This is a genomic window from Thermosynechococcus sp. B1, assembly GCF_030322985.1.
Lineage (GTDB): Bacteria > Cyanobacteriota > Cyanobacteriia > Thermosynechococcales > Thermosynechococcaceae > Thermosynechococcus.
Window position 1 is genome coordinate 1,327,497 of record NZ_CP096573.1, and the last position, 18,475, is coordinate 1,345,971.

General features: G+C 54.0%; 15 protein-coding genes. 12 read left to right on the forward strand and 3 right to left on the reverse strand.

All coding sequences use genetic code 11. The features are described from left to right. The first annotated feature begins 74 nt into the window (after positions 1–74). From M0644_RS06760 to M0644_RS06775, 4 genes are all read left to right on the forward strand, one after another. On the forward strand, positions 75–2,357 hold the full coding sequence (locus M0644_RS06760; RefSeq protein WP_149819312.1) for a cache domain-containing protein: 2,283 nt from the start codon (positions 75–77) through the stop codon (positions 2,355–2,357). Between the two features lie 9 nt (positions 2,358–2,366). Next, positions 2,367–3,044, forward strand: coding sequence for a bifunctional demethylmenaquinone methyltransferase/2-methoxy-6-polyprenyl-1,4-benzoquinol methylase UbiE (ubiE, locus tag M0644_RS06765; protein ID WP_286625039.1), 678 nt, complete (start codon positions 2,367–2,369; stop codon positions 3,042–3,044). Between the two features lie 180 nt (positions 3,045–3,224). After that, positions 3,225–3,716, forward strand: coding sequence for a universal stress protein (locus M0644_RS06770; protein WP_286625040.1), 492 nt, complete (start codon positions 3,225–3,227; stop codon positions 3,714–3,716). Then, a complete protein-coding gene (locus M0644_RS06775) occupies positions 3,661–4,305 on the forward strand; it encodes a tRNA-(ms[2]io[6]A)-hydroxylase (protein ID WP_399373678.1) in 645 nt (214 codons plus the stop codon). Before M0644_RS06770 ends, M0644_RS06775 begins: the two co-directional genes overlap by 56 nt. Positions 4,306–4,307: 2 nt before the next feature. On the opposite strand, the gene M0644_RS06780 is transcribed toward M0644_RS06775, so the two are convergent. Beyond that, positions 4,308–4,997: a hypothetical protein gene (locus tag M0644_RS06780; RefSeq protein ID WP_286625043.1), complete on the reverse strand. Its 690-nt coding sequence runs from the start codon at positions 4,995–4,997 to the stop codon at positions 4,308–4,310. A gap of 197 nt (positions 4,998–5,194) precedes the next feature. Between M0644_RS06780 and rpe the strand changes: the two genes are divergently transcribed. Further along, positions 5,195–5,890: a ribulose-phosphate 3-epimerase gene (gene rpe / locus M0644_RS06785; RefSeq protein ID WP_250681659.1), complete on the forward strand. Its 696-nt coding sequence runs from the start codon at positions 5,195–5,197 to the stop codon at positions 5,888–5,890. Here the strand turns inward: rpe and thiO are convergent. Next, the gene (thiO, locus tag M0644_RS06790; protein ID WP_286625044.1) at positions 5,887–6,993 is read right to left on the reverse strand and encodes a glycine oxidase ThiO; all 1,107 of its coding nucleotides are present in this window, start codon (positions 6,991–6,993) and stop codon (positions 5,887–5,889) included. The genes rpe and thiO overlap by 4 nt on opposite strands. A gap of 177 nt (positions 6,994–7,170) precedes the next feature. Between thiO and M0644_RS06795 the strand changes: the two genes are divergently transcribed. The 7 genes from M0644_RS06795 (at position 7,171) to hmpF (ending at position 17,297) form a co-directional block, all read left to right on the forward strand. Continuing rightward, complete coding sequence (locus M0644_RS06795) at positions 7,171–7,680, forward strand: TIGR02652 family protein (RefSeq protein ID WP_149819327.1); 510 nt, start codon at positions 7,171–7,173, stop codon at positions 7,678–7,680. A gap of 2 nt (positions 7,681–7,682) precedes the next feature. Continuing rightward, positions 7,683–8,669 carry a thiamine-phosphate kinase gene (gene thiL / locus M0644_RS06800; RefSeq protein WP_315863026.1) on the forward strand — a complete coding sequence of 329 codons (987 nt, stop codon included), beginning with the start codon at positions 7,683–7,685 and terminating at the stop codon, positions 8,667–8,669. 221 nt (positions 8,670–8,890) lie between these two features. Continuing rightward, positions 8,891–12,310 carry a phycobilisome rod-core linker polypeptide gene (locus tag M0644_RS06805; RefSeq protein ID WP_286625046.1) on the forward strand — a complete coding sequence of 1,140 codons (3,420 nt, stop codon included), beginning with the start codon at positions 8,891–8,893 and terminating at the stop codon, positions 12,308–12,310. A 249-nt stretch (positions 12,311–12,559) separates the two neighbouring features. Further along, positions 12,560–13,303, forward strand: a complete 744-nt coding sequence (gene rpaB, locus M0644_RS06810) for a response regulator transcription factor RpaB (RefSeq protein WP_149821735.1) — start codon at positions 12,560–12,562, stop codon at positions 13,301–13,303. A gap of 18 nt (positions 13,304–13,321) precedes the next feature. Next, on the forward strand, positions 13,322–14,122 hold the full coding sequence (locus M0644_RS06815) for a hypothetical protein (protein ID WP_286625047.1): 801 nt from the start codon (positions 13,322–13,324) through the stop codon (positions 14,120–14,122). A gap of 5 nt (positions 14,123–14,127) precedes the next feature. After that, positions 14,128–15,324 (forward strand): homocysteine biosynthesis protein, encoded by a 1,197-nt coding sequence (locus M0644_RS06820; RefSeq protein ID WP_286625048.1) that lies wholly within the window; start codon positions 14,128–14,130, stop codon positions 15,322–15,324. Between the two features lie 287 nt (positions 15,325–15,611). Then, positions 15,612–17,297, forward strand: coding sequence for a pilus motility taxis protein HmpF (gene hmpF, locus M0644_RS06825; RefSeq protein WP_286625049.1), 1,686 nt, complete (start codon positions 15,612–15,614; stop codon positions 17,295–17,297). A 3-nt stretch (positions 17,298–17,300) separates the two neighbouring features. Here the strand turns inward: hmpF and M0644_RS06830 are convergent, their stop codons facing one another. Then, on the reverse strand, positions 17,301–18,302 hold the full coding sequence (locus M0644_RS06830) for a tetratricopeptide repeat protein (protein WP_286625050.1): 1,002 nt from the start codon (positions 18,300–18,302) through the stop codon (positions 17,301–17,303). Positions 18,303–18,475: the final 173 nt, after the last annotated feature.

Below are 18,475 nucleotides of genomic sequence, written 5' to 3' on the forward strand. Positions count from 1 at the left end.
AATGTACTGCCAGCAACGCTCAAGCTTGGAAGGTGACAATTGCGGCAGTTGCAGTAGCCTCGGTATCAATCTTGATGAAAAATTCCGCTAGAGCCTTATCTCAACGATTCTCGACCGCATGGCAGCGGTTAAGTCTGCGTTGGAAATTTACCTTGGCCTTGGCTCTTGTGGCGCTCTTTCCAGCCGTGATTATTACCGAAGCCCTGATTCAGGTCAGTAATCATAACTTCGATCGTCAACTTGAGCAGCAACTGCGCTCTAGCTTGCAGGATTTGCAGTGGGAAATTGATAACTTGGCCTATGAGTCCCGCATTCAAGCCCTCTTGATTGCCAATGGGATGTATGTGCAGCACGTGGGTCAACCCCTCACCCGTATGATGAATCCCTCCACTATCCGCGATCTGCTTGAGGAGGTGGATACTACTGAGCGTCCCATGAATCTGATGCTGGTGAGCGATGCTAGTGGTCAGGTACTCGCCCAGCAAACAATGGTCTTGGCTAAAACGGGAGAGGCACTCCTTGACTTGACCCCCGAAACCCATTCCTACTATCGTCTCAGCTCACATCAAGCCAGCAGTATTGCTCACTTACCGATGTTTCAAGTGGCTCGCGATCGCCAGCAGATGATTAGCGGTCTGGTGCTCCTCAGTCGTGAGCAGTTACAAGAACTGGGCTTAGCCCAGCAGGCCAAGATCACATTGCGTCCTCAACCCATTGCAACTCTACCCGCCAAGCAACGGCCAGCCCCTGTGGGTACCTACCCCATTGCGGACGGCAATATTGGCTTACTGGCCTTTGCCGCAAAGCCTCTCTATGAAAACAACCAATTTCAGGGGCTAATTCTGACGGGCATTTTACTCAACAATATGCCGGATCTTGTGGATGCCACCACAGAATGGTCCACGGTAGATACGGTGGCAACAATTTTTGCCCAAGATTTGCGGATTGCCACCAATGTACCTTACACCGATGGTCAGACTCGCGCCCTTGGTACCCGCGTTGCTCGCGAAGTGGCCACTCAAGTGCTCAATCAGGGCAAAACGTTTTTCGGCACAACTGACATTTTGGGTTCTCCCTATGTAACGATCTACAGTCCATTGCAGGACTTTCGCCAGCAGCTCGATTTGCCGCATCCACCGCCCATTGGTATCGCCTTTGTGGGGAAGTCCCAAGCGTGGATTCATACCATGACCACCCAGAAACGGTTGGTGGCCTTTGCCATTACCCTTGGTGCCCTGTTGTTGGCTAGTGTTTGGGCCTATCTCACGGCCAATGCCATTGTCAAACCCATTCAATCCTTGGCGACTTCGACCCGCCGCGTGCAGGCAGGGGATTTGACGACACTGGTGCAGGTGCACTCCCTTGATGAGGTGGGAGAACTGGCCAATGCCTTTAATGCCATGATGCGCCAGTTGCGCATTTCTTTTGAGGAGTTAGCCCAGAAAAACCGCTCCCTTGAGCAGATTCGTGATGAACTGCTTGAGGCCAATGAACAGTTTGAGGCGGTACTCAATGCTGTACCGGGTACGATCTCGTGGATTAATGCCGAGGGCATCTATAAGGGGGTGAATCGCAAGTTGGCAGAAACCTTGAATTTGCCACCAGAGGCGTTTATTGGTCGTCCCTTGGGCTTTTTGCGTGAGGATAGAGAGTTGGCAGCCTTTATGCAGGAGTTTGTGGATTCTCCCGATCAATTTGCCTCACGGGTGATCTCCGTTAAGCGCAATAGTCAAACCGCATTTTACCTCGTGGCTTTGCAAAAATACATGCAGGGTACCCATACGGTTGCCGTCGGTATTGATATTAGCGATCGCATTCGCGCCGAGGAAGCACTGCGCATTGCTGAGGAAAACTACCGCAGTATTTTTGAGAATGCCCTTGAGGGGATTTTTCAGGCGTCAACAGAAAATCGGTTTATTCGGGTCAATGCCGCCATGGCCAGAATTTTTGGCTTTGACTCTCCTGAAGAAATGGTGCAGAGCGTCACCAGTATTCGCGACCAAATCTATGTGGAAGCCAGCACCCGTGATGAGATTCTGAATCATTTTGCGACTGGAGGAACAACGGGACATTTTGAATTCAAGGCCTATCGGCGCGATCGCCAGATCATCTGGGTCGAATTGGATATGCGGGCGGTCTGGGATGCCGAGGGCAAGATTCTCTACTATGAAGGATTGGTGCAGGACATTACTGAGCGCAAACAGCGTGAACAAGCGATGCAGCAGCAAATCGAAGAGCTAAGGGTGGAAATTGATCACGAAAAACGGCGGCAGCAGGTGGCCGAAATTACCGAAACGGAGTACTTTCAGCAATTACGCCGTGAGGCGAACTATTTGCGTCAGCGTCGCCAGCGCTAAGGCTAAACCATGACCGATATCCAAGCCCTGTTTGAGCGCATTGCCCCCCTCTACGATCGCCTCAATGATCAACTGAGCTTTGGCCTTCACCATGTTTGGAAGCAAATGGCCGTGGACTGGCTCGAACTGCCTGAAGGGGCAACGGCTTTAGATCTCTGCTGTGGCACGGGGGATTTGAGTCGTGTGCTGGCGCGTCGGGTGGGGCGGCAGGGGCGGGTGGTGGGGTTGGATTTTGCGGCAGCACCCTTGGCGATCGCCCGTCAACGCAGTTACCATTACCCCCAAATTGAATGGCTGCAAGGAGATGCTTTAGCAGTACCCTTTGGGGATCAAACATTTCAGGGCATCACGATCGGCTACGGGCTACGCAATGTGGCAGAGATTCCCCAAGCCCTCAGGGAAATGTTTCGGCTGCTTGTCCCCGCTGGGCGGGCAGCCATTCTTGACTTTAGCCATCCCCAAACCCCCGCACTCCAGAAATTTCAGCAATGGTACTTGCAACAGTGGGTCGTGCCCACCGCCCGTCAGTATGGCTTGGCAGCAGAGTATGACTATTTGTGGCCGAGCATTCAGGCCTTTCCCACCCCCCCTACCCTCTGTGCACTGATTCAACAAGCGGGCTTTGAAAGCGTGAAACACTACCCTCTGCTGGGGGGACTCATGGCGATTACTGTTGCCCAAAAGTAATCTAGGTTACAAATGTTAGGCTTCACTCCTTGGCCAATCCTCTAAGCTATAAGTACAGCCTTTTTCTATACGGTTGAGGAGGCCTGATCAGCTTTTAGGAATGGGGGCAAGTAGCTCTCAGTGATACTCAATGGCTGTGAAAAAGGCTGTAGGCGAACCACAGGGCATTTGGAGGGCAGTATGTATAAAAAAATTCTCGTTGCCGTTGACGACAGTGAACTGGGAGAACAGGTCTTTCAAACGGCGCTGGATTTGGCACAGCACTACCAAGCCCGCATGATGCTCATTCATGTCCTCTCACCTACCAATGAATCCTATCCTGACCCGATCTTTACCACCCCTTTGGCGTCGGGAGTCTATGTGGGACTCCACGAGGAAGTGATGCGTGCCTATGCGGAGCAGTGGGAAAACTTTGAGCAAAAAGGCTTGGATATGCTGCGCAACCTCACCCAAATTGCCACTGAAAAAGGGGTGCCCACAGAATTTACCCAAGCCCTAGGGGATGCGGGTCGTGCCATTTGTGATCTGGCCAAAGATTGGGAAAGTGATTTGATTGTGCTGGGGCGGCGGGGTCTCAAGGGCTTGAGTGAATTTTTTCTCGGCAGTGTCAGCAACTATGTGCTCCACAACGCCCCCTGTTCTGTGCTCACCGTCCAGCGCCGCCGTGCCTGAAGCGCCCATTCGCATTAAGTTCCTCGTGCAGCCCACCCGTGCCAATTGGGTGGCGCAGGCGATCGCTCACCTAGATACGATTTTGCTCGATCACTCCCACTGTGAGCGCAAAGCCGCTAGTGTTGCCATTAACTTAATGTTTCGCTATCCTTCCCACAAGCGATTGGTGGATGCCCTCACCGATATTGCCCAAGAGGAACTCGATCACTTCCGTCAAGTCAATCAGCAACTGGAACGCCGCCACATTTCCCTTGCCCCCCTCAGTGCACCCCCCTACGCCTCTCGCTTGAATGCCGCTGTCTGCCCGCAGGAACCCCAGCGCTTCTTGGATACCCTATTGGTTTGCGCATTGATTGAAGCTCGCAGCCACGAACGATTGCAACTGCTGGCTCAGCATTGCCCAGATCGGGAGTTAGCAGAATTTTTTGCCAGCCTTGTGACCTCTGAGGCACGTCACTATGGCACCTATTGGTACTTGGCCTATGAGTCCTTTGGCCAAGAGGTGGTGGCAGAGCGATTGCAGCAGTTGGCTGCCCTTGAGAGTGAGATTCTCAGCACGCCCTACCCCTTGCCGCGGATTCACAGCTAGCCCTAGATTGCTGGTGGTGTTGCCCCTTGCGCAGTGGCGGGCTGACCGACCGTAAGGCGCACCGTTTGACCAAATTGTTCTAAAACCACTGCGGGTGTGGTGTCATAGGCATCAATGGCCCGCACAAGCACATTGCCAGCGATTGTATCCCCCACCTGCACCGTACGGGTGACATTCTCTTTGGGTGAGCGAATAATTGCCTGTAGGCGACCATTTACGGCAGCCACACCAAAAACTTTCACCGCTTGGGCGTCCACTGGTGGCGGCGGGGGTAATGGGGTGGGTTTAGTAGCTGCAGAGGGAGTACCTGTTCCCTTAGCAGGCGTTTGAGGAGAATCGTTACCCGCATTACCCGTAGCGACGGGCGCACCGTTTGGCGTTTCACCCTTGGGACCCGCGTTCCTGTTGGGAGGAAGCAGCGGGGCAAAGGGATTCGCACGACCGACATTTGCCAGTCCCTCAATGTAGGTTTTAGGGTTGGTAGGAGGAATTAATGCCGCAACCGCAGATGCGGTGACACTGGGGGGTTCGGGTTCAAGGTCTGGGGCAGCTGCTGCCGGTGGCGCCACCGGTTGATCGGGTTGATTGGTGGGGTCTATTTCAACTTCAGTGACGATAAAGCCACAGCCGCTCATTCCTGAGGCCAGCAACCCAACTGCAATGGTGATGATCGTGGCGCGCTGTTTCAACATTTGGTGTCTCACCTTTGGCTGATGATATTGGTGGTGCAGACGAACTCTATTGTTGCCTACTATAAAATGTACCGTTGGGTTTCAGTGACTATGCATAGGCACTTGCCAAAGTGGTCTGGGTGGTGGAGAGTTGCTGTGGGGGCGATCGCTCGGTACACTGGGAACAACTGTAACGTTATTTACGGAATCAATCGGTCATGAGTGCTAAGCCCGTCGTGATTGCTCCCTCCATTCTCTCTGCGGACTTCAGTCGTTTGGGTGAAGAGATCCAAGCGGTGGATCGGGCGGGAGCCGACTGGATCCATGTCGACGTCATGGATGGTCGTTTTGTTCCCAATATCACGATTGGGCCATTGATTGTTGAGGCGATTCGCCCCTTGACCCAAAAGCCCCTCGATGTGCACTTAATGATCGTCGAGCCAGAAAAATATGTGGCCGATTTTGCTAAGGCCGGTGCAGATATTATCTCTGTCCATGCTGAACACAATGCCTCGCCTCACCTGCATCGCACCCTTTGTCAAATCCGCGAACTGGGCAAACAGGCAGGGGTAGTACTCAATCCCTCTAGCCCTCTTGAACTCATTGAGTACGTCCTCGATGTTTGTGACCTCGTCTTGATTATGAGTGTCAACCCCGGCTTTGGGGGCCAGAAATTTATTCCAGCGGTTTTGCCAAAAATTCGGCGACTACGGCAACTGTGCGAAGAGCGCGGCCTAGACCCATGGATTGAAGTGGATGGCGGCCTCAAGGTGGACAATACGTGGCAAGTTCTCGAGGCCGGTGCCAATGCCATTGTGGCCGGTTCAGCGGTCTTCAAGGCACCGGATTACGCAGCAGCGATCGCGGGCATCCGCCATAGCAAACGTCCTAGTCCTGAGTTGGTGACTGCTTAGGCACTGGTTGCTGACGGCGTTTGAAATCGCTGCCACGAAAAGGCTTTCAGGTGGCGATCGCCCGTCCGATGCAAAATCAAGTTGGCCATCAGCTTCGCTGTAATCGGGGCAAGCAAAATGCCATTACGGTAATGCCCCGTTGCCAAGTAAAGATTGGTCGCTGGCCCTTCCCCCAAAATCGGTAAATCATCGGGGGTGGCTGGACGATAGCCCCACCACGTATCAATCACCTCGTAACTGGCCAACTCTGGAATAACGGCGGTGGCACGATTCAGCAGTGCTTGCAGGCCAGCAACCGTCGTTCCTTCTTGGAAACCCACATCCTCACTGGTGGCACCCACCACCACTTTGCCAGAGCGACGCGGCACGAGATAGAGTTGATCGCCAAAGATCACATGGTTGAGCAGGGGTTGCCCCGGCGGTTTTAGGGCTAACATTTGCCCCTTGCGGGGGGTGACGGGTAGGGGAAGTAGGCTTTGTACCCATGCGCCTGTGGCCAGAATATAAATCCCCGCAGACCAACGCCCGCGATCGCTCTCCAAGGCTGTAATCTCCCCTTGGGGGGTTTGCTGAAACCGCTGGACACTAATGCCCTCAATCACTTCGATTCCTAGAATGCGAGCGGCACTCACCAAGACCTTGGCCAAGTTGCGGGTATTCACCTGCCCATCTTGGGGAAACCACCAAGCCCCTAGGACACTCTCCGCAAAGCCCGGTTGATAGTTCCCAAGTTCAGACGCATCGAGCCAGCGGCTGTCGGCTTCCATGGGGTGGGCGCGATCGCGCTGCCGCTCATCGGTCACGGGTGCCAAAATACCACAGGGCCAGTAGCCCGCATCCATGCCCGTCAGTTGCTCAAGCTTATCAATCCAACTGGGATAGAGATTGCGGCTTGCCGTACACAAATTCCACATGGCGCCTGCGGGCAAGCCTTCTGCTTGGGGGGCTAACATTCCCGCTGCGGCATGGAGCGCTGCTTCCCGAAACTGGCGGCTGAGAACGGTGGGTCGTGCCCCCCGCAATGCCAATTCGATGGCGATCGCCAGCCCCATGGTGCCGCCACCAATAATCAAAATGTCTCGCTGCTCATCCCCAAGGATCATTCTTGACGCTTCAATCCCAATTTACGCATTTCTTTATCTTGGCACCTGCCACTCCTTAAAGGGTAGCCCAAACCACCCACTTGAGAGGGAACGGCGCCTTGTTTTCCGCTCCTGAAGTCAACTCGTTATAATAAGGGCGATCGCGGTGGATTTGCTGCCGCTATGTGGTAACTGTTCATGATCTCATCCGGCTCTCACTACCCGATCTTTGGTCCTGAAATCCGTTGTCCCCACTGTCGGCAAGTCATTCCCGCCCTGACCCTCACCGATACGTACCTGTGCCCGCGCCACGGTCCTTTTGAAGCCGATGCCAAAACGGGGGAATTAATGCACCTACAATCCGGCCGCATTTGGCGCCTCTGGGACGGCGAATGGTATCGCCAGCACACCCACCCCGACGGGATTCGCTTTGAAATTCACGATGCCCTCGATCGCCTCTACACCCAAGGCTACCGTGCCACCAAAGTCATTATTGCCGAACGCTATCGGGATCTCTTTTGTGCCTACCTCGAACGCAGTACCCCTTGGCGAGGCCCCACAGATCCCCAAATGCTGCGCCTCTTTGGTTTGCCCGTTGAGTTTAGCCCCCCCGCTAGCCAAGAGGAGCGCTGGGATGTGATTAACTTTGATCTCGAAAAAGAACCCGGCGCCCCCATTCGCCCCCCCTATTTTCGGATGTTTGACTAGTGATGCTCACCCTCGCCGACTGTGGCGAACTGGAATTGATTGAGCGCCTGCGCCCCTATTGCCACAGGGAATTGATTGGCGATGATGCAGCGGTTTTGTCGCTACCCCTTGGGGAGCAACTGATTGTGAGTACCGATGTCCTAGTGGAGGGGGTGCACTTTAGTTTAGGCATGGGCGATACCCCTGTGACCATGACGCCGGTGGATGTGGGCTGGCGATCGCTGGCCGCCAATTTATCCGACCTTGCAGCCATGGGGGCATTGCCCTTGGGGTTAACGGTGGGTCTCGCGGCACCGCGCAACTGTCCTGTGGCAACGATTGAGGGCATTTACCAAGGGATGGCTGCCTGTGCCCAAGCCTACGGCACTAGTATTATCGGTGGTGATACCTGTCGCTCTAGCGTTCTCAGTCTCAGCATCACGGTCTTGGGCAGTGCGCCGCCAGAACGGATTATTTATCGCGATCGCGCTCGGGTGGGGGATGTCATTGTCGTGACGGGGGTTCATGGTGCCTCCCGCGCTGGTCTCGAGTGCCTTTTGTATCCGCAGTGGGCCAGTACTGTGTCCGCAGAACTACGGCAAGCGTGGATTCAAGCCCATCAACGCCCCCAACCGCGATTGGATATTGTCCAATGGTTGCGCCAACAGGTGCCCCCGCCGCGTCTGGCTGGCATGGATAGTAGTGATGGTCTAGCGGCTGCCGTCTTGCAACTCTGTCAAGCCAGTGGGGTGGGTGCGATTCTTTGGGCAGAGCAAATTCCGATGGTGGGCTATAGCGATCGCCCGCAGGCCTTGAACTGGGCCCTCTATGGCGGTGAAGATTTTGAGCTGGTGTTGTGTCTTGCCCCAGACTTGGCTCAAGAGCTCTGTAGGGCAGCGGGTGAGCAAGCCGCCATTGTTGGGGAAATGATTCCTGAAAAGAAAGTGCAACTCAAGCTCAATGGTGAATTATTGCCCCTGCAGCCCGATCAACTTTTTCAGCACTTTTAGGCGATCGCTTGAGGGGGCGGATTAGTTGCCTGAAGCAGGCATGGGTGTTGAGGTCGGGCACCGCCGTCAAGGAATATTACAAAAATTCATAAAGCTTGGGGGCGATCGCCGATAAATCCCCATAAATTTATACATTTCTTAAAAAAATACCGAGCTACCCCCGAATCGTTCTAATCTAAGTTAGCGCGTTAACTAAAAGTAAAGGGAGCCTCTTAGTAACCATGGTTGTCAAAGCAAGTGGTGGAAGCTCGGTTGCCCGCCCGCAACTTTATCAAACAGTCCCCGTTTCAACGATCATCCAAGCCGAACAGCAGGATCGCTTCCTGAATCGGGGTGAACTGGATGAACTCGCTGTTTATCTGCGCTCTGGGGCAAAACGCCTTGAAATTGCCACCACCCTCACCCGCAACGCCGACATCATTGTTTCCCGTGCTGCCAACCGCATCTTTGTCGGTGGTTCCCCCATGGCCTTCCTCTCCCGTCCCCAAACTGCAGAAGCCCCCCAATTCACCACTGGGGCAAGGGGCGAAGCCATTGACATGAAAGAAGCCATGAAGTTGGGAACCGCAACCTATGTGGACACCCGTGGTGGATTCCTAGAGGGCTTGCGCTCCGTCTTTAGTGCCTCTGGTGGTGGTGCACCCGTGGGCTTCAAGCCGATCAACATTGCCCGCTATGGCCCTGCCCGCATGGAAAAATCCCTGCGCGACTTGGATTGGTTCCTGCGCTATACCACCTATGCCATTGTGGCTGGCGATCCCAACATTCTGGCGGTGAATACGCGCGGCTTGCGAGAAATTATTGAGGCTGCTTGCTCCACTGATGCCACCATTGCTGCCCTACAGGAAATGCGGCGGGCGGCTCTTAGCTACTTTGAAAAAGACGCCGAAGCCAAGGGCATTGTGGAAACCTACTTTGAAGTTCTGATCAACGAATTTATTGCCCCTGCCCCCTCCGATAAAGTGCGGCAGCGCAACTCCACGGATCTTCAAGGTCTGCAACTACCCCAGATTTACTTCAATGCCGCCGAACGCCGTCCCAAATTTGTGATGAAGCCGGGGCTATCCGCTGCCGAGAAAAACGAAGTGGTCAAAGCCGCCTATCGGCAAATCTTTGAACGCGACATCTCCCGTGCCTACGGCTTGGGCATCTCTGATCTAGAATCCAAGGTGAAAAATGGCTCCATCTCCATGAAGGAGTTCATCCGCCAACTGGCCAAATCGCCCCTCTATCGCAAAAACTTCTACGAACCCTATATCAACAGCCGTGCTCTCGAACTGGCCTTCCGCCATATTTTGGGTCGTGGGCCTTCGAGCCGTGAGGAAGTGCAAACCTACTTTGCCATTATTTCCAAAGGGGGTCTTCCAGCCTTAGTGGATGCCCTTGTGGATTCCAAGGAATACAGCGACTACTTTGGTGAAGAGACGGTGCCCTATCTGCGGGGTCTGGGTCAAGAGGCTCAAGAGTGCCGCAACTGGGGTGCCCAACAGGATCTCTTCAAGTACAGTGCTCCCTTCCGTAAAGTCCCGCAATTCATCACCACCTTTGCCGCTCAGGATCAGCCGCTGCCGGATCAACACCCCTACGGTGCGGGCAACGATCCCTTGGAAATTCAGTTTGGCGCCATCTTCCCAAAAGAGAAGAAAAATCCCAATGCTCGCCCCCAACCCTTCAACAAAGACACCCGCCGCATTCTCATTACGCGCGGGCCAGGGATCAACAATCAGGTGAGCAATCCCGCAGCGCGTGGGGTCGCCCCCGGCAGCCTAGGGCCAAAAGTCTTCAAACTGGATCAGCTGCCCAGCATCAATGCCCGCATTGGCAAACGCTCGATCGCCACGGGCGGCGACAGTGTCAAATTTGCTGAAAGTTCGACCCAGCGGGTGATTCGTGCCGCTTATCTGCAAGTCTTTGGCCGCGATGTCTATGAAGGGCAGCGCCAAAAAGTGGCCGAGATCAAACTGGAAAATGGTGAAATCTCTGTGCGTGAATTTGTGCGGATTTTGGCCAAGTCAAACCTCTTCCGCAGCCTCTACTGGACACCGCTGTACGTCACGAAGGCGATTGAATATATTCACCGTCGCCTCTTGGGTCGTCCCACCTATGGTCGCCAAGAGATGAATGCCTACTTCGACATTGCCTCGAAGAAAGGTCTCTATGGCTTGGTGGATGCGATCATTGACAGCCAAGAGTACAGCGAAGCCTTTGGCGAAGATACGGTTCCCTACGAGCGCTACATTACGCCCCAAGGTTTGGCTCTGCGATCGCTCCGCGCTGGCACGATTGGTGAAACTGGCGTACCCCCTGAAAAAGAAGAAACACCTCGCTTTGTCGAACTGGGGGCGGTGACCGAACTGCGAACCGAGCCAGCAATTGAATTCCGTGCCAATCAAGGGGTGAGCAAGCGCCGCGACCAAACCAAGGTCTTTAAGCTCACGGATCTCAATGACAAGCAAAATCTGCAACTAGTGATTCAGGCGGCCTATCGTCAGGTCTTTGAGCGGGATGTGGCGCCCTACATTGTCCGCGATGAATTTACTGCCCTTGAATCGAAGCTCAGCAACGGCGAGATTACCCTCAAGGAGTTTATCGAGGGCTTGGGTTGCTCGGAACTCTATCAGAAGGAGTTCTACACCCCCTACCCCAACACCAAGGTGATCGAACTGGGCACCAAGCACTTCTTAGGTCGAGCGCCCCTTGATCAAGCGGAAATTCGCCGCTACAACCAAATTCTGGCCACCCAAGGCTTAAAGGCCTTTGTCCAAGCCCTCGTCAGTAGTGCTGAATACGCTGAAGCCTTTGGTGAGGATACGGTGCCCTATCGTCGCTTCCCCACCCTGCCGGCGGCCAACTTCCCCAACACTGAGAAATTGCACAATCAACTCACGAAGCAAAGTGATGCGATTGTCGTGCCCAGCTTCGCACCCGTGAAACCTCGCCTCGATAACACGAAGCTGCCGCTCCTCAGTCGGGCGATCGCTGAGCAAGAGGCCAAAGCGCGTCAAGCGGATCCCAGCAAACCCCGCTTTATCGAATTGGGACGCTCCTTCCGCAATGGCGATGGTCAATCAGTGGAAGTGGGGGTCGGTACCAGCCGTCGCCGTCCTGCTCGCATTTTCCGCATGACCGTGGGTGCCCCTAGTGCTGAAGTGGAACTGCTGATCAATGCCATCTACTGCCAAGTGATGGATGTCTTCAGTGGCCAAGTGCCCAGCCAGTTCCGGCGCCCTGATCTCGAGAGCCGCCTGCGCAACGGTGAAATTACCGTCCGCGAGTTTGTGCGTACCTTGGCCAGCTCGGAGATCTATCGCAACCGCTTCTACACCCCCTATCCCAACACCAAGGTGATTGAATTCCTCTTCCGTCACCTCCTCGGTCGCGCCCCGGCCACCCAAGCGGAAATTCGCCAATACAACAAAATCTTGGCGGATCAAGGCCTCAAGGCTGCTGTCGAAACGATGGTGAATAGCCCTGAGTACAGCCGCTACTTTGGCGAAGATGTCGTGCCCTACAAACGCTTCCCCACCCTGCCAGCGGGCAACTACATTGGCAGTGTCAAGGCCGATGCCGACTTGGTCAAGCAATCTTGGTCAAGCCTCTCGCCCTCGTTGGTGGGGATTCAGCCAAGCCACCGCGACTAGGGAACGCTGCCACTAACCACTGGTGAATCAATACACTAGCGGATGCTCTTGCAGGAGTGTCCGCTTTTTTTCTCGACAAGACCACGTTAAAATATCTTAAAGATTTTCAATTCTGAAAAATCGGCAAAATCCCGTCCTAGTGAGGGCTGGGAGTCTTTCTATAGCCAGTAAAAAAATGATAGAGTACAAAAAATTCACATTTTAATTTCTATCCATTACTGTCCTCATTGAGTAGGAGTGTCCGTTACTTTGGAGAGCCACAAAGAAAAGATACTCGTTGTTGATGATGAAGCGAGTATTCGCCGCATTTTAGAAACTCGGCTGTCAATGATTGGCTATACCGTCGTCACTGCTGCCGATGGCGAGGAAGCCCTGACCACATTTCGGCAGGAGCAGCCAGATTTAGTCGTGCTTGACGTGATGATGCCCAAACTCGATGGCTATGGCGTCTGTCAAGAACTGCGCAAAGAATCCGATGTCCCCATTATTATGCTCACTGCCCTTGGCGATGTCGCCGATCGCATTACGGGGCTGGAACTGGGCGCCGATGATTATGTGGTCAAGCCCTTTTCCCCCAAGGAGTTGGAAGCCCGCATTCGCTCGGTGCTGCGACGCATTGAAAAAACCAGCACCTCTGGTATCCCTAGCTCTGGGGTGATTCAGGTGGGCAATATTCGCATTGATACCAACAAGCGCCAAGTCTATAAGGGGGATGAACGCATTCGCCTCACGGGCATGGAATTTATGCTCTTGGAATTGCTGGTGGGACGCTCGGGGGAACCCTTCTCACGGGGAGAAATTCTCGAGCAGGTGTGGGGCTACACGCCAGAACGCCATGTGGATACGCGGGTGGTGGATGTCCACATTTCCCGCTTGCGGGCTAAGCTAGAGGAAGACCCCAGTAATCCAGAATTAATTTTGACAGCACGGGGAACAGGCTATCTCTTTCAGCGGATTACTGAACCGGGAGAAGCAAGCAACAAAAATTCCTAACTGGCTTGAGGGTGAGCCATGCTTCAAAAACGCTGGCGCTGGTCAGAAGCTGTGGGTCTAGGTCTGACGGTTGTGGCCTTGAGCATTATTGCTTTTATGCAGCAGGATGCCCTGCGTCAGTTACAGGCTCAAACGGCAGAACAATTCACCGATGCCGAATATGAGCGCCAGAATGCCCAAACCATTACTCAAATGCGGCTTTTGGCAAATCTCCCTTCCTTTGGTTTTGACAATTTAGTTGCCGATTGGGCGTTTTTGCAATTTTTGCAGTTTTTTGGTGATTCCGCTGCCCGCCAAGTCACGGGTTACGACGATGCACCTGCTTTCTTTGAGGTGATTATCGCTAAAGACCCCCGCTTTGCCCCAACCTATCCCTATCTCTCGACGGCAATTACGGTGTATGCAGGACAGCCGCAAACCTCTGTGGCTTTGATGGATCGGGGTCTGGCAGCGATGGATCCCGCCTATCAACCGACAGCTTACTTGGCATGGGTATTTCGGGCGATGGATGAATTGCTCTTTTTGGGCAAGGGGCGAGCGGCAGCAGAGTCCTACGATCGCGCGGCGGCTTGGGCAGAAATGAATCCAGATCCACAAGTCCGCGCCGCAGCAGAGTATTATCGCTCGTTGGCACAAACCCTACGGCGGGATCCCGATAGTCGGATGGCGCAGATCAATGCTTGGATTTGGGCACTGGTGAATGCGGTCAGCGATCGCTCGCGGCAAACGGCGATAGAGAATATTGAACGCCTTGGGGGCAAGGTCTCACGGCTCCCCGATGGCACTTGGCAAATTCGCCATCCTGAAGATCTGCGGTAACGCCTGTGGAACGCACGATTGCCGAAATCAATGAAAAGATTACAGCAGGCAAAGCCACCGTTTGGACATTGGCAGAACTCAAAGCCCGCCTTGAAAGTCTGAGCATTGCGGAAGCAACCCGCCAAGTGGATGTGGTGACAACGGGTACCTTTGAACCCATGGAGTCCTCCGGGGCGATCCTTAACTTAGGCCCGACGGATCCGCCGATTAAACTGCGGCAGTGCTGGCTCGATGGCATTCCCGCCTATAGTGGTTTTGGCGCTGTCGATCTGTACTTGGGGGCAGCCCAATCCCTTGATCCCAATTCCGAAGCGGGCGAAGCCGACAGTCTGCGGGAGCGAGGGGGTGGCCATGTCATTGCCGATTTGATTGCGGGTAAAGCCATTCCCCTACGGGCAGTGGGCTATGTCACGGATTGTTATCCCCGCGCCAGTTTAGAAACGGTGATTAGCAAAGAGACGATCAATCAGTTCTATCTCTATAACCCCCGCAATCTTTATCAAAATTTTATTGTCGGTGTCAATGGTGGCGATCGCCCGCTCTATACCTACCTTGGCCCACTACAACCGCAACTGGGGAATGCCGTCTATGCCTGTGGCGGCGCCCTCTCACCTCTATTGAATGATCCCTACTTGCGACTGGTGGGGATTGGCACGCGCATTTTCCTCGGCGGCGGCATTGGTTATGTAGCGTGGGAAGGCACTCAACACTTCCCCTTGCAAAAACGGTTGGCCAACGACATCCCCATTGGTCCAGCGGCCACCCTTGCCCTGATTGGTGATGCCAAACAGATGGATCCCTTTTGGGTGCGCGGTTGCTATTTCAAGCACTATGGAGCGTCCCTGATGCTGGGGGTGGGGGTTCCGCTGCCGGTGCTGGATCAAGAGGTCATTGCCCGCTGTGCCATTCGCGATGAGGAAGTGGTGGCGCCGATTATTGACTTTTCAATTCCCCGCCGCGTGCGTCCCACCTTTGGCATGGTCAACTATGCTCAACTCAAGTCAGGCAAAATCAAGATTGAAGGCAAAACTGTGCGCACCGCTCCCCTGACGAGTCTTTACTTTAGTCAGCGCATTGCCGAAGTCCTCAAAGACTGGATCCACAGTGGTCGTTTTACCCTCACAGAACCCATTGCCCCCCTGCCGCGCGATCGCGCCTTTCTGCCACAGCAACCTTGGATGCCCGCTGCCAGTGATGATTAATGACATTAATAACTTTTGGCGGGTAGCAAGCCTCCTTTCGCTATAATGACCAATAGTTCAACCACCTTGGCCTTGGCAATTCTCCAGTCCCCGACCGAGTGATTCAGGCCACTGCTGAACGCTTGCCGATGGGTGTTTAATAAAAATATAGGGTTCTGGATTCCAGCGATCGCGGACAGACGAAAAGTTGCATCCTTCACTCACTTAATTCCGTCATGCGTATGATTACGGTTGTTGTATGTTCTAGTTGTGTGTCAGTCTCAGCGTTAGGGTAGAGGTCAAGGGCTGTGCAGTATCTCGCCGAGGTGATTAAAAAAACGGGTTTCATGGGGACGAAATCCGAGTTGAAGTTGTTGATGCGTGAGCAGTCGGGCTACTGGCACCCTGTCCCCCAAAACGAAGAAACCATTCCCTTTGACAACAGTCGTGACTACGGCAATGGTGTGTTGGTCTTTGTAGAAATGGCCGCCAACCGCCAGATTCAAAACGTGGATGAAGCAACGCGCCGTCTCACCGGTATCTTGCACGGCTTCACACGGATGCGTGAGCGGTTCCAAAGTCAAGAGGAAGAAATTGAGGGCTGGAAGCAATCCCTCTCCTATCAGGCGGAAGCTCTCAATCAACGGGAACAGGAATTTGAGCAGCGCAGAGAAGAACTCCAAGAACTAGAGGCGCAACTGGCCGGCGCTGAAGAGCAACTAGCACAACTCAACAAATTGCGAGAAGAATTGACCGCCGAGGAACAGCGGATTCAAGCAGAGCGCCAAGCCCTTGAAAATTTACGCCACCAAGTGCACCAAGAGCAGCAGCGCTGGGAACAACTTAAATCAAGCCACAGCGTTGGCCTATCCCCAGAGCAAATTCGCCAAGTGGACTCGATTTTGCAGCAGTTGGCAGAGACCCTCAACAGTGGTGGGCGTCCTCAAATCGCGGAATGTTTTCAAATTTTAGACCAGCAGCAAGCCTTGCTGAGTCAATACTGGCAGCAACTGGAGCAACTGGAGCAGGAGCTGAGTCAACGGCAAGCTGCCCTAGAGGAACAACTGCAAGCCTTCCATGCAAAGGAGGAGACGTGGCGCACCGCTCAAGAACAATTTTGGCAAGACAGTCGAGCGATCGCCCTGCAGGAGGAACTCTGCCGCTACAAACAGTCCGTGCTTGAAAAAGAACGTCACCTCCTTGCCCAACAGGAGGAAATGATCCAGCAAATGCGCCAAGCCATGGTCAGTGATCTCACAGAGGCAGTGGATGTGAATGCCCTGATGAAAATGCCCATGGAGGAACTCGAAAAAGAAGTCGCCAACCGCGGTAATGACCTCAAACGTGCCTCTGCCTTTGTCAACGATCAAGAAGAAGAGCTAAAAATGGCTCTGGAGTCCTTGGCAGAACTGGAGCAAAAAGTCAAAGCAGCCAGTGATTTCGATCGCCTGCAACTGGCAGGAGAACTGGAGGACGAACGCCAGCGCTGTAATCTGCTCAATCAGGCGCTTGAAGGACAGCGGCAAAATATCCGTGAAAAAGAAGCGATCTACAAAATTCACAAACAAGTGCTAGAGGCGCGCAAAGATCCCGCCTCCCAACAGGGCATTAGCCTCATTCCCATCCTCAGTGAACTGGAGCGCCAGTTTCAAGAGTACAGTGTGGCTGTCAATCAACTCGCGGAAGAATTGCAGCAGGCCTATACTGATCTCGAAAGTCTGCGCCACGACCTTGAAGAGCGCCGCAAACTGCAACAGCAGCAAAAAGATCAACTCAGTCAAGAAGAACAGGCACTGATTGAAGAGCAACGGTTACTCGCTGCCAAGCGCGGCCAAGCGAATCTGCTGCGGGAGATTTTACAACCCGTTCAAGATCGCCTCAATCACCTGCACCAAGGCCTAGAGGGACTAAACCAAAATATCCTCAATGGCCGTCCCAGTGCTCTCATTTCTGAATTGCAGCAGGTCGTCATGAATCTAGGACAGGGGGCTTAGTCGCTAATTGCGCTGCCGCATCGCGTCTCGGACTTTGGTTTCCCCTGCGCGGTTATTTTGCTCACGGTACAGTTTCAAAGCCATTTGATAGGCACTGCGAGCCTCCTGCCGCCGCCCTTGCGCTGCCAAGGCTTTGCCCAAGCGGTAAAATCCTTCGGGATCTCTAGGGTTGATCTGCGTGGCTTGACGATAAATGGCCGCCGCTTCAAGGGGGTTGTTCTGCTGCATTAACAACTCGCCAAAGCTAAAGTAGGTGGCTAGCCGTTCGGGTTGCAAAGTGATTAGGCGGCGATAGGCTTGAATGGCTCGCTCGGTTTGATTTGCAGCAGCCGCCAGTTCAGCCACCTGTTGTAGCAGATCCGCATCCCGCTGACCCAAGTTAGCCGCGCGATCAATCGCTTGCCAGCCATTGCTAGGATCGCCGGCGGCCAGAAGTGCCATCCCCAAGTTGAGTTGAATCGAGGCATTGCTAGGGGCAAGGGCTGCCGCCTGTTGCAGACTACTGAGGGCTTCAGGAATATTGCGTTGTTGGAGCAGCAAAACGCCTAATCCCTTTTGAGCCGCCCAATTGCGGGGGTCAAGACTGAGGGCGGAGCGGTAGGCCTGTATAGCGCCTTGGGGATCCCCCATGCGGGCGAGAATCACCGCCAGTCCTTCGTAGGATTGGGCATTACGGTTATTCAGGCGAATGGCTTGGCGGTAGGCGGCAGCAGCCCCGTGGTTTTCCCCCATCATCCCCAGACTGTAGCCGAGGGCATAGTAAAAATCAGCGTTTTGTTGATCCAGCTCAATAGCGCGTTGGTAGGCACGGGCGGCTTCGGCAAATTGTCCCTGCTGGGCATAGAGGTAGCCAATGGCAGAATGCACGCGGGGATTACGGCTCTCGCTCTGGAGCAGTTGCTGATAAATGGCCAAGGCTTGGGCATAGTTTCCTGCTTCCACTAGCCGTCGCCCTTCTTGCATCAGCGTGCTGACTTGGCTATTGGCGTGTACTGGCGATGCCATCCAAAGGCCAAGACTGGCAATACTAGCCCACAAAAGGGAATTGAAGCGCATCGTGAGTGAGTCCTCCTCGCAAACGTTAACCCCAACTTAACGGTTGTTTACAGCTCTCTTAAGAGATACTGCAAATTCCGCCAAGGGCGATCGCCAAGGGTTAAGAGATCTAGTTAAGGCAA